At 47.9% G+C, this 15,888-nt stretch carries 15 protein-coding genes; 11 read left to right on the top strand and 4 right to left on the bottom strand.

The features are described 5' to 3' along the window. Positions 1-66 precede the first annotated feature (66 nt). Entirely contained in the window at positions 67-1,599 is a 1,533-nt protein-coding gene (gpmI, locus tag A8O23_RS10045) for a 2,3-bisphosphoglycerate-independent phosphoglycerate mutase (RefSeq protein ID WP_066620399.1), read from the bottom strand. A 140-nt stretch (positions 1,600-1,739) separates the two neighbouring features. On the opposite strand from gpmI, the gene A8O23_RS10040 reads away from it, so the two are divergent. The 10 genes from A8O23_RS10040 (at position 1,740) to purU (ending at position 8,432) form a co-directional block, all read left to right on the top strand. Beyond that, positions 1,740-2,141 carry a DUF4783 domain-containing protein gene (locus tag A8O23_RS10040; RefSeq protein WP_066620397.1) on the top strand — a complete coding sequence of 134 codons (402 nt, stop codon included), beginning with the start codon at positions 1,740-1,742 and terminating at the stop codon, positions 2,139-2,141. Positions 2,142-2,321: 180 nt separating this feature from the next. Beyond that, positions 2,322-3,182: a carboxylating nicotinate-nucleotide diphosphorylase gene (gene nadC / locus A8O23_RS10035; RefSeq protein WP_066620395.1), complete on the top strand. Its 861-nt coding sequence runs from the start codon at positions 2,322-2,324 to the stop codon at positions 3,180-3,182. 153 nt (positions 3,183-3,335) lie between these two features. After that, positions 3,336-3,935 (top strand): hypothetical protein, encoded by a 600-nt coding sequence (locus A8O23_RS10030; protein ID WP_066620393.1) that lies wholly within the window; start codon positions 3,336-3,338, stop codon positions 3,933-3,935. Positions 3,936-3,981: 46 nt separating this feature from the next. Next, a complete protein-coding gene (locus A8O23_RS10025) occupies positions 3,982-4,266 on the top strand; it encodes a hypothetical protein (RefSeq protein WP_066620390.1) in 285 nt (94 codons plus the stop codon). 84 nt (positions 4,267-4,350) lie between these two features. Next, the gene (locus A8O23_RS10020; protein WP_066620387.1) at positions 4,351-4,617 is read left to right on the top strand and encodes a heavy metal-binding domain-containing protein; all 267 of its coding nucleotides are present in this window, start codon (positions 4,351-4,353) and stop codon (positions 4,615-4,617) included. 47 nt (positions 4,618-4,664) lie between these two features. Next, positions 4,665-5,399: an SAM-dependent methyltransferase gene (locus A8O23_RS10015; RefSeq protein ID WP_066620381.1), complete on the top strand. Its 735-nt coding sequence runs from the start codon at positions 4,665-4,667 to the stop codon at positions 5,397-5,399. A 2-nt stretch (positions 5,400-5,401) separates the two neighbouring features. After that, positions 5,402-6,181 (top strand): ZIP family metal transporter, encoded by a 780-nt coding sequence (locus A8O23_RS10010; RefSeq protein ID WP_066620379.1) that lies wholly within the window; start codon positions 5,402-5,404, stop codon positions 6,179-6,181. Positions 6,182-6,312: 131 nt separating this feature from the next. Next, a complete protein-coding gene (locus A8O23_RS10005) occupies positions 6,313-6,978 on the top strand; it encodes a DUF2939 domain-containing protein (protein ID WP_066620378.1) in 666 nt (221 codons plus the stop codon). An 18-nt stretch (positions 6,979-6,996) separates the two neighbouring features. Further along, positions 6,997-7,515 carry a GNAT family N-acetyltransferase gene (locus A8O23_RS10000; protein ID WP_066620375.1) on the top strand — a complete coding sequence of 173 codons (519 nt, stop codon included), beginning with the start codon at positions 6,997-6,999 and terminating at the stop codon, positions 7,513-7,515. Between the two features lie 86 nt (positions 7,516-7,601). Next, positions 7,602-8,432, top strand: a complete 831-nt coding sequence (purU, locus tag A8O23_RS09995; protein ID WP_192849041.1) for a formyltetrahydrofolate deformylase — start codon at positions 7,602-7,604, stop codon at positions 8,430-8,432. 145 nt (positions 8,433-8,577) lie between these two features. On the opposite strand, the gene A8O23_RS09990 is transcribed toward purU, so the two are convergent. After that, positions 8,578-9,942 carry a deoxyguanosinetriphosphate triphosphohydrolase gene (locus A8O23_RS09990; protein WP_082882988.1) on the bottom strand — a complete coding sequence of 455 codons (1,365 nt, stop codon included), beginning with the start codon at positions 9,940-9,942 and terminating at the stop codon, positions 8,578-8,580. 200 nt (positions 9,943-10,142) lie between these two features. On the opposite strand from A8O23_RS09990, the gene A8O23_RS09985 reads away from it, so the two are divergent. Continuing rightward, positions 10,143-11,834 (top strand): potassium channel family protein, encoded by a 1,692-nt coding sequence (locus tag A8O23_RS09985; RefSeq protein WP_066620373.1) that lies wholly within the window; start codon positions 10,143-10,145, stop codon positions 11,832-11,834. A 201-nt stretch (positions 11,835-12,035) separates the two neighbouring features. On the opposite strand, the gene A8O23_RS09980 is transcribed toward A8O23_RS09985, so the two are convergent. Beyond that, positions 12,036-14,174: an IPT/TIG domain-containing protein gene (locus tag A8O23_RS09980; protein ID WP_066620371.1), complete on the bottom strand. Its 2,139-nt coding sequence runs from the start codon at positions 14,172-14,174 to the stop codon at positions 12,036-12,038. A gap of 406 nt (positions 14,175-14,580) precedes the next feature. Further along, positions 14,581-15,807, bottom strand: a complete 1,227-nt coding sequence (locus tag A8O23_RS09975; protein ID WP_066620368.1) for a hypothetical protein — start codon at positions 15,805-15,807, stop codon at positions 14,581-14,583. Positions 15,808-15,888: the final 81 nt, after the last annotated feature.

Genomic DNA, 15,888 nt, shown 5'->3' with positions numbered 1-15,888 from the left:
CTGTTTTTTCAGAAAACAGCTCCAAAACAGAGGGCTTACTTCTTCTGGTTCAATCAAACAGTAAGACTACACCGCCGGAATCAGCAGCGCGTCCCCTGTCATTTCTGCGGGAGCCTCTACTCCTAACAAAGACAGAATTGTTGGCGCAATGTCTCCTAATTTTCCATCTTTCAATTCACCTTTGTAGTCTTTGTCTGCCAAGATGAACGGTACTAGGTTAGTGGTGTGTGCGGTGTTTGGGGTGCCATCGGGGTTACGCATGACATCGGCGTTGCCGTGGTCGGCGATTACAATGCTGGCGTAGCCGTGTTCTAAAGCGGCCGAAACTACAGCCTGGGCACATTGGTCAACGGTCTCCACGGCTTTAACGGCCGCTTCAAACACGCCGGTGTGGCCCACCATGTCTGGGTTCGCGAAGTTGAGGCAGATAAAATCAGCAGTCTCCTGCTCTATCTCCGGCACAATGGAGTTACGTATGTCAAAAGCGCTCATTTCGGGCTGCAGGTCATACGTAGCCACCTTTGGCGATGGGCACAACAGGCGCTTCTCACCTTCAAAAGGTTGCTCACGTCCGCCGGAGAAGAAGAATGTCACGTGTGGGTATTTTTCTGTCTCGGCAATGCGTATTTGTGTCTTGCCTGCTTTCTCCAGTACCTCGCCTAGCGTATTGGCTAAGTTGTCTTTGTCGAAAATTGGCGTGACGCCAACAAAAGTGTCGTCGTAATTGGTGAGAGTGTAGTATTTCAGGTTCAATGGCTTCATGTCCTGCTCCGGAAACTCGCGTTGCGTTAGGGCCTGCGTGATTTCACGGCCGCGGTCGGTTCTAAAGTTGAAGCAAATCACCACATCGCCCTCCTGAATCTTGGCCATTGGTTCACCATTTACATCCAGACACACAACCGGTTTGATGAACTCATCGGTCACGCCCTCATCATAAGACTCCTGCAGGGCTTCGCGCCAGTTAGCCGACGGGCGGCCTTGGGCATTCACCAGTACGTCATACGCCAGCTTTACCCGTTCCCAACGGTTGTCGCGGTCCATAGCGTAGTAGCGGCCAATGATGGAGGCAATTTTTCCGGTGGAGTTCTCCAGATGGTTTTCTAAATCGGTCAAATAAGCCATGCCGCCTTTGGGGTCGGTGTCGCGGCCATCGGTAAAGGCATGTACAAACACTTGCTCCAGCTCCTGCTCTTGCGCAAGACTGCAAAGTGCCTTGAGGTGGTCAATGTGCGAGTGTACACCGCCATCGGAAACCAACCCGATAAAATGCACCGGCTTGCCATTTTCTTTGGCGTATTGCAGCGCCTCCTGCAAGGCAGGGGTTTGGCCTAAGGTTTTCTCGCGGATGGCTACATTTACTTTCACCAGGTCTTGATACACCACGCGGCCGGCACCCAAGTTCATGTGGCCTACCTCAGAATTGCCCATCTGGCCCTCAGGCAAACCAACGGCCTCGCCGGAAGCTTCCAGGCGCGCGTGCGGATATTGCTGGAACAGTGAATCAATAAAAGGGGTATTGGCGTGCTCAATCGCCGATACGGACGGGTCAGTGCCGAGGCCCCAACCATCTAATATCATTAAAAGTACCTTCTTGCTCATGCCGTAAAGATACAAGCCTCTCTGAAAAATAGCGCTACAACCCGCTGATTCTGTAGATTTCATGTATATTTAACCGCCTGAACCATTCTGCCTTTGGCATAGTTTTGGCTATAATCCGATGAACTTGTTTACAAACAGACATGAAAAATTTAAAGAGATTGATGGCGTTGACCGTGGTGATGCTGGGTATATTGGTGGGTGCCGGACAAGTGGCTGCTCAATCTGATGCCATGAACGGCGTACAGGCGGCTATCAAAGCAGGCTCTTCGCGCGATTTGGCTCGTTACTTCGGTAGCAAAGTAGAAGTGAGCATTGACGGAGATAACGCCAGCTACAGCCAAAGCCAGGCCGAAATGGTGCTGCGTAACTTCTTCAGCAAAAATCCTCCGGCCGGTTTCAGCTTTGACCACCAGGGCGGTTCTGAGAACGGACAGCAGTACGCGCTAGGCAAATATCACCACAAAGGAGGCCGCTACAGCGTAGTGGTGAAAGGCAAAAAGCAGGGCAACTCCTTTGTAATTGACACCATAGAGTTTAAATAAATCAGACACAAGTATCAAGACGTAAGACACAAGACTTTTTCTTATAATTTATTCATGAAAAAGCGGAGTGGCAGGTCTAGAGAAAGGTTTGGCATTTAAATAGTAAAATAGAATAGGCAGGTTTTGGTCTAATCACAGAAAAGGCACCGATAGTTCGGTGCCTTTTTTTATTTTTGCACCGTGAAAGCATCGTACCTAACCCAAGACGCCATCAGAGCCTTTATTCGGCAGGCCCTGCAGGAAGACGTAGCCGACGGCGACCATTCGTCTTTGGCCGCTATTCCCGCCGATGCCCAGAACCAGGCGAAGCTGCTGGTGAAGGACGAAGGAATACTTGCTGGAGTGGAGTTAGCCTGGAAAATTTTCCATGAAGTAGACCCTGCCCTGCGTATGGAAGTGCTGTTGCAAGACGGCGCCGAAATAAAACACGGTGATGTGGCTTTCACCGTGCACGGAAAGGCGCAGTCTATTTTAACCGCCGAGCGTTTGGTGCTCAACTGCATGCAGCGCATGAGCGGTATTGCCACGTACACCAAAAGCATAGCCAAATTGATTGAGGGCACCGGTGCTAAATTGCTGGACACCCGCAAAACCACTCCTAACTTTAGAATGATGGAGAAATGGGCGGTGTTGATTGGCGGCGGTACGAACCATAGGTTCGGGTTGTATGACATGATTATGCTCAAAGACAACCACGTAGACTACGCCGGCGGCATAAAGCAGGCAATTGAAGCCACGCACGCGTACCTGCAGAAAGTGGGCAAGCAGCTAAAAATAGAAGTAGAGACGCGTAATCTAGACGAGGTGCGTCAGGTGCTGGAAATAGGCGGCGTTGATCGTATCATGCTAGATAATTTTGAGGTAGAGCGCCTGCGCGAAGCCGTAGAATTGATAGGCGGACGCTTTGAAACCGAAGCCAGCGGCGGCATTACAGAAGAAACCATTAGAGCCGTAGCCGAGACAGGAGTAAACTATATTTCAGTGGGCGCCTTAACGCATTCTAACAGAAGTTTAGATCTGAGCCTGAAAGCGTTCAAGTAGACACAAGATTTAAGACACAAGACACAAGACACAGGATTTTTTCAACATAAGTTTTAGAGAGGGCAAGAGAGCAGGAGAAGTGTTAGGAGGAAAAGAAGTCTTACATCTTATGTCCTGCGTCTTGTGTCCAATAAAAAGTAGAGTACAAATTATATGATGCAACCAAACCAAAGAGGGGGACACCGGGTGGCCCAACAGCAACAGAGCAATCCGCTGGCCATCCGGACGAAGAAGAATCAGTTAGATAAAAACCAGTACGCTAAAATGGCGCTGGCACAGGTCTGGAAGCGGGAGTGGTGGAGAGCTTTGATTCCGCTGGCTATTTTCCTTATTCCGGCGGCCATTAATTTTTCATGGTGGTGGGTAGTAGGTGCCGTGGTGGTAACCTTGCTGTACGTGCTCATCCGTTCAGCCCAGGTAATGGGCGTGACCCAAATGGAGCAAGGCAATGTGCTGTTTGAGCGCGTGTCTTATGAAATAGACCAGCGCCAGATCTTATTAAAGCGCAATGACCGCGAAGGCATGGCCCTGCAATGGGACATGATTGACAAAGTAACCCAAAAGAATGAGGCGTACTTTTTCTACCTCAAAGGACCAACGGCTGATCAATTGCCCAAAGGCTGGAAAGGTTGGGTGGCCAAAACTTTTAACGTGCCTATTTTTCTGCACTTGCCGTTCCGTATTTTTAACAGCGCCAATGACCTGAAACTGATGGACTCGTTGTTGCGCCGCAAAAACTTTATTCAAGCCTAAGCCGTCTATCATACGTAACCTGTTTTCGACTTAAAATTTTGAAATCATGATAAAAAAGACCTTTTCTGTTCTAGCCTTGGCCAGCGCGCTTTTCATGGCCTCTTGCAGCTCTGAACCATCTGACCTGCGTCCGGAGACCAAAGTTTCTGTTGATTATGTGCCGCCAGGGCACCGGAACAACACCTCTAACATTGACAAGGCTGATGACCGTGAGGGACAAGATAATGTGTTCATCAACCATGAAGAGCACACTAATGAGATAGGAAGAGAGAAAGAAGGTATTCCGGCGTCACAGCAGACAAATGAAGCCAAGAATATAGAGAATCATTAATAAACCTAACTATCAAGAGCCCGTTTTGAGCCTGCTTTTTGAAAAACAGGTGCAAAACGGGTTCTTGCTGTCTTTTATCTACCCATGAAAAAGAACCTGTTGGTAGCTATAGCTGCCTTTGGCATTTTTGCCTTCTCTACCGGTTGCAGTACAGCTTCAGAACAAGACAAAGCAGATGCGACTCACGCCCAACATGATGCAGCAACAGAACAAATGGCATATATCTGCCCCATGAAGTGTGAAGGCAGCGCCAGCATGGAACCGGGTAAATGCCCAGTCTGTGGCATGGACCTGGAAAAGAATCCTGATTACACAGCTGCCGTGGCAGACAGTACAGCCGCGCAGCAGTAGCGGTAGAGTGCCCCGTTCATTTCTGTAGTTCTTCCCCCACGTAACGCATGGCACAGGCCCCTGATTGGTTTAGCACCTGGTTTGATTCTCCGTACTACCACATCCTGTACCGGAGCCGTGATGTAAAGGAGGCGCAACGGTTTATGGATAACCTCATAGACCACCTGCACCCCAAGCCGCATTACCGCATCATGGACCTGGCCTGTGGTAAAGGACGTTTCGCCTTATACCTGAACCAGAAGGGGTATGATGTAACAGGCATTGACTTATCAGCGAATAGCATTGCCTATGCCCGTCAGTTTGAGAACGAGCGCCTGCACTTCTTTGTGCATGACATGCGCAACATTTTTGAAGCGGGTGGCTTTGATCTGGTGCTGAATCTTTTTACCAGCTTTGGCTATTTTGACGTTGATTATGAAAACGTAGTAGCCCTACAGGCTACCGTGGCTTCTATTAAATACGGAGGCAAACTGGTCATCGACTTCATGAATACTGAGCGGGTAATTGAGCGCTTGGTGGCAGAAGAAACCAAAGTTGAGGAAGGAATTTCATTCCATATTACCCGAAAACTGGAGAAAGGCTTTATAGTAAAGACCATTCAGTTTCAGGACCAGGGGCAGGAGTTTGAATTTGTGGAGCGGGTAAGAGCCATTTGCTACCATGAGTTTCTGGAATACTTTCAGATGGTACATTTGCGGGTAGCTGAGGTGTTCGGTGATTATGACCTAGGCCCATTTGATTTGGAAAAGAGTGAACGAATGATATTTGTCCTGAAAAAGTAACCATGCTAGTAGCCGTTTTAATTCTTTTCCTCACGGTGATGCTGTCTGGTTGGCTCGTGCGCTTTCTGCCGCAGGATAACCAGCGTTGGCTAAAGCTGCTACTGGCCTTTAGCGGCGCCTATCTTTTCTCCTTAACCATTCTGCACATTCTGCCCGATGTGCTGCTCAGTACTGAAGACCCGCACCGGGTAGGTTTCTATATTTTAGCTGGCTTTTTTCTGCAGCTGGTGCTGGAGGTTTTCTCTCACGGGGTAGAGCACGGGCATATTCATGCGCATAGTAACGGACACCACCATCACGCAGGGGCGGTTCCTGTCTTACTGCTGGCTTCTTTGGTCATTCATTCGTTATTAGAAGGGAGTGTTTTGGTGCAAAGCCGAATGGCGGCACAGCAGGCGCACCAACACCTGCATACCCATGCTCACGTAGGCGATAATTTTTATCATATATTGGCGGGTATTGCCCTGCACCACATTCCGGCAGCCATTGCGCTGATGTCTGTATTGGTCACCAGGCTGCATAGTTATAAAAAAGCGTTTACCTATTTGCTGCTGTTTGCGTTAGCGGCGCCTGCCGGTTTGCTGTTTAGCAATTACGTGGCGCTGGAACGTCTTCTGACCGGCGAAACCTACACCATTCTTTCTGGCTTGTTGGTAGGCAATTTTCTGCACATCTCTACCACCATTCTTTTTGAAACCAGCCCTGAGCACCGCTTTAACCGAGACAAACTCATGGCTACGTTGGCTGGTGCCTTAGTAGCTATTGGTGCCGGATTATTGTAGGAATATCAAAAAAATACGATTTTTTCTGACAGTTTACGTAGTATAGGCTCTGCACTTGCTTTAAAGACTGTGTTTGACATCTTAAAAAAGCAGCAGTAGTGCTGGCAAGTGCGCAATACCTAATTAGATCCATGAAAAAACTTGTGATTTGGCTGGTAGTGTTAACCGCTTTAGGGGTGACAGGCTACCTGCTTTACCAACGGTATGGTCAAGGGCCAGAGTACTCTTTGTACCAGATACATAAGGCCATTGATAACCGTGACATGGCAGCTCTGGAAAAATATGTAGATGTGGAGAGAACTACCGCCAGCCTTTTAGACCAGACAGTACAGGCCGGTATGGCCGAGCTGCCGGAAGAACAGCGAAATATGGCCGCCTTACTTTTAGGCATGGCTATTGCTTCTCAGAAAGATGAGGTACTGCAGGCGCTTCGGCTGGAAATAGAGCGTTATGTAGAACAGGGTAAAACAGGTGGGCCGCCAGCCGGTATGAGCCCTGAAGACTGGGAAGATGTGCAAGCTCTGCTTCCGTTGGACAGGCTGCTGCAAGAAAGCCAGCTGTTAAACAGCCGCATAGATGGTATTTCCTACGTAAATACCCAAGACAGTCTGGCGGTGGTGGGTTTGAATTTACTCACGCCTGCTCAGAAAGACCCTATTGTGGTAGAGCTGCAAATGCGCAACCGCCAAACGCACTGGCAGGTAATAGGCCTGCCCAACGCCGGGCAGGTACTTAAAAAATTAGGCGTACTAGATGTATGGCGTCAGTCGCAGACAATGCCGCAGCTGCGTATGTAATTTGCTTAAACTAAAACTATGATTGAACTCACGCCATTGACCCATGCACACTTACCTTACTTCTTTGAGTGGGTCAATGACGAAGAGGCCATTGCGCACGCTATTTTTGCCTTCCATAATATCTCATCTGAAAAAGAAATTACCCGGTGGTTTGCTGAAACTATGGCTGACCCTGATTGCCTAAACTTAGCTATAATTGATACAGAGAATGGACAGTGCCTGGGTTATGCCGGTCTAAGTGACCTCAACTTTGAACACGGAACCGGGGAATACTTCATTTTTATTGGTGACAAAGATTCCTGGAACAAGGGTATTGGCACAGAGGTCACCAAAATGGTGGTAGAAAAAGGATTTGAAGAGTTGAACCTGGAAAGTATTATCCTCACCGTTTCTGACCAAAACCCAGGTGGGCGCATTGCCTATGAAAGAGCAGGTTTCACCATTGATGGCTGCCATTTGCAGTCAGGTGGCAGCAGCGGTCAGTTTCATAATCAGATTGTTATGTCTATCCGGAGAGATAGCTATCTGGCGGCATAGGCAGCTCTGTTTTTCGCCTCTTTTTGTGAAATCAGTCTAAAAACGAATGGATTGTAGTCTATATTTGAGCATCTCAAGATATAGCTATGCTTCATACTCTGCTCATTGATTGCTCAGACCGGAAAGGGCTTATTTATACCATCACCCAAATAGTTTTCAGAAATAACCTGAATATTATCAGCAATGATGAGTTTGTGGACCGTTTGCGCAACTACTTTTTTCTGCGGGCGGAACTATCCGGAGAAGTTAACCCACAGGCATTAGTTCAGGAACTGCACGAAGCTTTGCCCCCGGAGGCGAACATTAAGCTGGTGCCTGAGCGCAAAAAAGACATAGTGATATTGGTGACCAAAGAGCACCATTGCATAGGTGATTTACTGTTGCGGTACGAGTACGGTGATTTGAACGCCAACATCAAAGCGGTGATCGGGAACTATCAGGAGCTGGAAACGCTGGTGACCCGTTTCAATATACCTTTCCACCATATTTCGCACGAAAACAAAACCCGTGAAGAGCACGACCGGGAAATAGCCGCTACAGTAAACGCATATGCGCCAGAATACATTGTGCTGGCCAAATACATGCGGGTGCTTAGTTCGGGCTTTGTAGAGCAGTACCCTAACCGCATCATCAACATTCATCATTCTTTTTTGCCTGCTTTTATTGGAGCCAACCCATATAAGCAGGCATTTGAGCGCGGAGTGAAAGTTATTGGGGCTACCGCTCATTTTGTGAACAATGAGCTAGACGAAGGGCCAATCATAGCCCAAAATGTAATTCAGGTAAACCATGCGCAAAGTGCCAGAGACATGGCTCAATCGGGGCGGGATGTGGAGAAAATTGTACTGGCCCAGGCGCTGAAACTGGTTTTTTCTGAAAAGGTGTTCGTGAGCGACAACAAAACCATTATTTTTTGATAAATTATTGTGTGGCGCCTGTTTTTAGCCTGTTTTAAGAAAAACAGGCTAAAAACAGCTCACATTCCTTTTGGAAACACTACCAGCCAACACCTAAGACGGTAGTACAGCAAGCGGTTTAAAAAATCCCCAGTCAACAATTTACCTAGTACATCTTGGGCAACTCAATACCTTTTATGCGGCGGTACAGGCTAATGGCGGTGCTGTCGGTGAGGCCAGAAATGAAGTCGGTAATGTTTAGAATACGCTCGTAATCATCTTGCGGAAGTTGCCGCTGCGGCCCGAGGAACTGGTCTGGCACCAAATCTAAATATTTGCGGTGGCGGCTGTCTTGATCATGAAAGGCTGCGTTCAGAAACGCCTCCAGCAAACCACCTAACACTTCAAAGCCGGCCGCCTCAATCTCCAATACAGGGCGGTTGCGGTAAATCTTGTCTATAGAGACTTTCTTTATTTGGTCTAGCGCCGCCTTGTTCTGCACCAGGTTTATGAGCGACTGGTCAAATTGCCCAGACAAGATTTCTGACTCATTGTCTAAAAATATTTGGGCACATTCATACACTAAGTTGTTAATGATGACAGCCCGCCACAAGCCTAACTGCTCACGCCAATCATGAAAAACGGTGCTATGCACCTTGCCTGGTTCTTCGTTCAGTAGCGGGCGCAGCAATTCTTTGGCTTGTTCAAATGGAATAAGGCCCAGGCGGCAACCGTCTTCAAAGTCAATGATGCGGTAGCAGATGTCATCTGCGGCTTCTACCAGAAACGCTAAAGGGTGGCGGTGATAGGCGTTGTTCACTTTTGGCAGCATGCCCAGTTCTTGGGCAATTTTGTTGAAATGCGCCTGCTCGGCCTGAAAGAAACCATACTTTTTCTCGCTGGCGTTTTTGCTGCCTTTTACCACGGCATCTGACGGCCGAGGATATTTGGTGAAGGTAGCCAGGGTGCTGTAGGTCAACCGCATACCACAGCTGCCATTGCTTTGCCCGGGGTGCGTGTGCGTTAATATTCTAAAACCAGCGGCATTGCCCTCAAAGCTTTGTAAATCTGCTACTTGAGCCGGGTTCAGATTCTTCAGGAATGGAGCTGCCTCAGGGCCTTTGAAAAAAGCGGAGATCGCATCTTCGCCGGAGTGGCCAAAAGGAGGGTTGCCAATATCATGCGCCAGGCAGGCGGCCGCCACCATGTCACCAAAATCAGATTCCAAAATATGGTAGGCTTCCTGAATGGCAGGATGACGCTCCAGAATTGTTTTGCCAACCAAACGACCCAGCGAACGGCCAACGCAAGATGTTTCTAAACTGTGCGTGAGCCGGTTGTGCACAAAATCACTCTCGGGCATGGGCATTACCTGAGTTTTGTTCTGCAGCCGCCGGAATGGTGTAGAAAATACTAGGCGGTCGTAATCTCGCTGAAACTCGCCGCGCACCGTCTCGTCAGTGGCGTGTTGTGGGGTTTGGGCATCAAAGCGCTTCTTAGAAATAAGACGCTCCCATTGCATGTGTGGCATAGAAAAGCTGTAAAGCACTAAGCTACGCTCGCCTGGTTTGCCATGCAAGTATTTTATGCAGCGGCACCGGCTAAACGTATGCCTGCACAGGCTTTACACGTAGAACGGCTGGTCAGAAATAGAATACCGCTCCTGAAGGCTGAAGTTTTTTTTAAATCCATATCTGCTCTATCTTTCCTTCTCCGTAAAAGGCACTGTATATGAAATTTTTGCCTACTCAGCTTCTTATTTTTCTGAAGAACAAGCCAGACCGCCGAAACCTGAAGTTGTTGCTCAACTTCTTGCTGGTGCTGTTGCTCTTGGTGTTGGTATTTACCGTGATCTTTCACCTGCTTATGCTCCGTGAAGGGCAACGGTTCTCATGGATTACCGGTTTTTACTGGACCCTCACGGTTATGTCTACTTTGGGTTTCGGTGATATAACCTTTCACAGTGACCTTGGTAGGTTCTTCTCTATTGTGGTGCTGTTATCAGGCATGGTATTTCTGCTGATCTTGTTTCCGTTCACGTTTATTAATTTTTTCTATTCCCCCTGGATGAAAGCCCAGGAAGATGCCCAGGTGCCTCGCGAGCTTCCCAAAGGCACCAGAGGCCATGTGGTGCTTACCCGCTACGGTCCGGTAACCGAAGCGCTTATAAACAAGCTGGACCAGTTTGGTTACCCTTATGTAGTGCTGGTGCCTGATCTGGCCGAAGGCCTGCGTCTGCATGGTATGGGAATAAAAGTGATGCTAGGTGAACTAGATGACCCCAAAACCTATAGCCAGGTTAGAGTAGAACAAGCCGCTTTAGTTGCTGCCACTTCTACCGATGTTATTAATACCAACGTTGCCTTTACCGTGCGCGAAGTAAGTGCTGATGTGCCTATTATCTCTACCTGTAACTTAGAGGCATCTGCAGATATTTTACAGTTGGCCGGAAGTAACCACGTGTTGCAGTTAGGCGAGATGATGGGTGAGTTCTTGTCAAGGCGGGCTAGCGGGGGCGATGCCAGTGCACAGGTAATTGGGGAGTTCAGGGAGTTGCAGATTGCGGAAGCTTCTGTTGCGGGTTCTCCGTTAGAGGGGCTCACCATAAAAGAAACCAGGTTGCGTGAGCGGGTAGGTGTTAGTGTGGTGGGTGTGTGGGAACGCGGAAAATTTAGGGCAGCCCAGCCTGAAACCCTTATTTCACCGACCACCGTGTTGGTGCTGGCAGGGTCAAAGCTCCAGATTGAAAACTACAACAAGATGTTCAAAGTGAACAAGGTGCTGAAAGCTCCGCTGATAATCATAGGGGGCGGCCGTGTGGGCCGGGCCACCGGAAAATCGTTGGCTGCTCGTAATCTTGACTACCGCATTGTAGAAAAAGCCCCTGAGCGCATAAGAAAAGATCCGCGTTACATTTTAGGCGATGCCGCTGAGCTGGAGGTTTTAAAAGAAGCAGGCATAGAAGAATCACCTTGTGTTATCATCACTACCCATGATGACGACGTAAATGTGTACCTTACTATTTACTGCCGCCGTCTAAGGCCGGACATTCAGATTATTACCCGCTCTACGTTACAACGCAACTTGCCTACCATGCACCGGGCCGGGGCCGATTTTGTCATGTCTTATGCTTCTATGGGCGGCAACACTATTTTCAACCTGCTAAAGCGGAGTGGCATTCTGATGGTAGCCGAAGGCTTGGATTTGCTAAAAGTGAAGGTGCCCGTACAACTGGCTGGCCGTTCTATTGCCCAGTCGTCTATCCGTCAGGAAACAGGCTGTACCATTATTGCCGTCCGCAACGGAGAAGACCTGCTGATTAACCCAGATCCATTCATGGTGCTACCTGCTGAGGCCGAAATCATTTTGATTGGCACCGTAGAGGCTGAAAATAAATTTTTTACCATGTACGGTGCTGAATAATACAGTGAAACTGTATGAAGTAAAATAAAGCTGGCGCAAGAGCCCGCTTGTAGCGCCTTTTGGGGCTAGTTTTGCGAAATCAGACTTAAAGTCGGAAGTAGTTACAGTACACGCCAGACTAGCGCAGGTGCTCGCGCCAATAAATAAATTCCGGTAGCCTCTTTTCAAGATTAAGAAACAGAATTATTTTAAAAATAAGCGCTATTCCACCTTCAGGTACCGGAAAACCCCGCTGTCCCTTGAGCTTCGCCACCTGATTAAGTACAGGCCCCGGCCTACGTTTGGAAGCGTAAGCTCATAACGGCTGGTTCCGGGCTCCACCAACACCACAAAAGAAGAGTGGATACGGCCGGTAGGGTCATACACATCCATATAAAGTCGGTCTGAAACAGTGGTAGAGTAGTACAGAAAGGTGGTGTTTCCACCAGGGTTAGGAGCCAGTTGGGTTACAAATTCAGGGCCTCTCACTTCTTCCACTTCTGAATATTCTGAGCGGCCTCTGTTGTTTACCTTACGAAGTCTATAATAAGCCAGTACTGGGGGTGGATTTGTATCTACAAACTGATAAGAGCTCCCGCTAGTGGCGCTGCCGGTGGCAGGCACAGTGCCAATGGGTGTAAAGTTAACTCCGTTTTGGCTGCGTTCTACCACATACTCTGTTACGCCGTCTTCGCTCTGAGTTTCCCATTCCAATAGCACGGTATTATCGGCGGGGTGGTATTCTGCTTCCAGGGCTAAAGGCTGAACCGTGATGGCGCAATTGTCTTCTGGCTTAGCCACCATTGGAGCTATTCTGCAGATGGTTTGGTTTGTGCTACGAGACATAACAAACAAGCCTCCGGGAATGTCACTGGTGGGGCTTAGATCACGGCTAACCTGGGCGCGTGCCACGCCATAATGCATGACAGCACGGGGTAAAATCAAGTGACTCAGCTGATGGCCGTGCCCCAGTTCATGCAGTACCACTGACTCAAAATCAAACTGCTGGCCACTAGCCGAGCCGGGCCCATACTGCCAGTCTGTGCGTGCGGCAAATTCCAGATCCATCTCGGTTACCCAAAAATTAACGTTGGTGCCGTCTACTATACAACCGCTGTACCGGCTAATACACCTGCCTAGTACATTGGCGGGTAGTTCACCGGAGGTTGCAAACCGCACCCCGTTTATTTTGTCATCGGCGGTACGCGCTACGGCGGTGGCGTTGTCAGCTGTTACCCAATTAATAAAAGTGTTGCAAGACCACTCATTCATAGAGCGTTTAAAAGCGTACAGAGCAGGCTTGTTGGCTTCAAAACTGGCACCAAACCTAAAGGTGTAGCCGCCTTGTCCGTTCTGGTTGATGAGGCGCGGAATATAGCTTTGTTCGGCAAGTCCTCGGTCATCATCTTTGTAAGTGACATTAGAAACTGCATAGATTATAGTCAGTGGCGTGGCAGATGTGGCAGTGTTTGGATCATTGTTTACTACCCTGAAAACGCCCGAACCGGCGGTGCCGTGGTCAATACCGCTAGTAGGTACCTTTACCTTTATTTCAGTATTAGTCCAACTCACATAGTCAGTGGGGAGAGGTTGAATATAGCTGTCTCCACCATCATCTGCATTTTTGAACTCAACATAGCCTTTCCCTCTTGTGTTGCCAAAATTAGTGCCCACTATGGTAAGTACATCTCCTACCCCCGCTCGTATGGTCGAGGGCGAGAAACTGGCAATCAAGGGAAATTGCCGGCGCAGGTTTTGAGTATTTTCTTTTGGTTTGGCAAGTGCCTCTAACGCCAAATTGTGGTTGATGGTGCGGTAAGTGCTGCCCGTTAGCCTTCTTATGGAAGAGTAAACTTCTTGCTGAATGGAACTGTACTGCCGAAACGGGTCGCGAGCGGTGCCTTGCGGAAGTTGGTATTCGATAAAGCCCTGCAAACTACCAAACGCCTTATAGGTACGGTTGGGCATGGGCTGTAGAAAGAAAATACCTTGCTGCTGGCTCTTTAAAGAGAGAGTGGCTGAGTATATGTGTAAATCAAGGTCTACCCGACCTCCCTCTGTAATTATCTCTACTACCTCCGGAGTGGCATTCCCCTTGAACACTTTGTACACTTCTACTTTATTAGACGTGTAAATATTTTCATGCCGCTCGTCCCAGAAAGACTGCTGGCTTATGACCTTTCCCTCTACAATAAGCTGAGAGGCTTGTACCCTTTCTTCAAGAGAAAGAGGTAAAATAGAGCAGGTTGAATGTTGGGCTACAGCCGTATAGCTAGCAATTACCCCAAGGGTAAGCGTAATACAAAAAAAAGCTCGAAGCCTAGCAGGTAAGAGGCGGAGAAGGGTAAACCTTTGTTTCATGTGCGTGAGGTAAGCTTGTGCTTAAAGCATATCTGTGCGTGAAGTAAAAGTGTCTAAGCTAAACCAGACTCAAAAATTTAGAGCTGGTTTGGTGCCAAGGGCAGTATGTTAACATGTGAGCTGTGCAATGGTTGAAGCAGCCTGCGAATTAGAGAAAGGTACTAGATTGCAAGCAGGTTTCCAATTGCCCTATGTACGTGAAAGTCTTAGGTTTGGATGAGGGGTTTTGTAATAATATAGGCCTCAGAAAAAGAGCCTCTGCCGCCAGTAGAAAATGAAAAAGGTACCTGCCCCTTACAGACAGATACCTAAAACAACTAAACAGGAACTACTTCAGTTACCAAAACGGTAAAACTAAACTTTTATTGTTCTTAAGTATTGGAAGCGGCTTTAAATCTAGAAGAAGCTATTGTCTAGAAGAAAACCAGTACCCTACTCCCAGTCTGAAATAGTGATTGTAATACTCACCACGGTTGGTAAAGTTAAAGCTGATGCGGGTACGCTCATATCGTAAAGAAAGGGCAACACCTTGATTGGCTTTTAGAGGAAACAAAATTGCGGCTTCAGAGGCAAGGCCGTATTCAGCTTTTGTATTGGGGAATACTCCCACATGATTCCCGTACTGATAAGCGTCATTGTAGTTTAGTACGTAACCGGCCGTTGGCCCAGCTCCTATGTAGTGCTTAAGTTTGCCAATAGCAGTATTAAATCTAATGATCGTAGAAAAGTTAACCACCTGCATATCAATAGTAGTTGTGGTTGGGGTGGTAGAATTAGAGTAAGTGTAATGGTGGCCTACCGCGCCTTTGTTGGTATAGTCCAAGCCGAATTGAAGAGAAAAATTCTTGCTAAAGCCTGTGTTTAAGATGTTGATCGCTACTCCGCCGCTAGGTCCTTTCTTACCTGTAGGACTATTAAGCAGAGTTTGTTCCCCAGATGAGCGAGTGCTACCTATTGCATATCCAAGTGTAGCAGATCCTAGCACCACAGTTTTTCTTGTAGCTGTTTCAGAGACAGTGACCTGTTCTTTTGGGTCAGCGCATTGGTTGTAGGCAACAAAAGCCTTGGATAGCTGCCCAAGGGTAAACTCTGCCTTGGCTGCTTGCTCGGCTACTTGCGGGCATGCCGCAAAAATTGCTCTAAGGGTGTCTTGGTAAAAGTTTAACGTTTTTTGGTAATGCTTACCGTTTACTTCTACTATTTGCTTTCTGCTTTCCAGCTCAGAGAACCTGCCATTGGCCCGGCGTAGGAAAAAACGATCTGGTTCACCGGCAGTTTTAAGATAGAAAAGCGAGATTGGCCCTGTTACTAACTGCTGCAGAAATACAACCTGCCATGTAGTGTCGCTGCCTACAGGTGTCACCTTTATAATAGGTACCCTTTCCGGAAGAAAAAGCTTTTGGTCTTCAATGCCGAACCCCATTACTTCAGCGGGTTCATATTCTTTTACCAACGCCTCCTGGCCTTGTTTAAAAATGACGGAACGGCTATTTCGGGCATCAGACCGGTCGCGTATCTGGCCGCGTAGCGTGTCTCCTTCTAAGGTAATAATGTAGCCCGGCCGAAAATCTTTTTGAGCGAAGGCCGCCAAACTACAGCCCATGAACAGAATTAAAAGTAAATTTTTGAACATAGATATTGTATATGATTTGACATGGCATAGATACAGTATTTTTAAAATTCTTCAAATAAGAGTTAAGCACTGCGGTTAGAT

Origin of the sequence: Rufibacter roseus, from assembly GCF_001647285.1 — a bacterium.
GTDB classification, from domain to species: domain Bacteria; phylum Bacteroidota; class Bacteroidia; order Cytophagales; family Hymenobacteraceae; genus Nibribacter; species Nibribacter roseus.
This window is presented reverse-complemented; position numbering and strand designations above follow the sequence as displayed.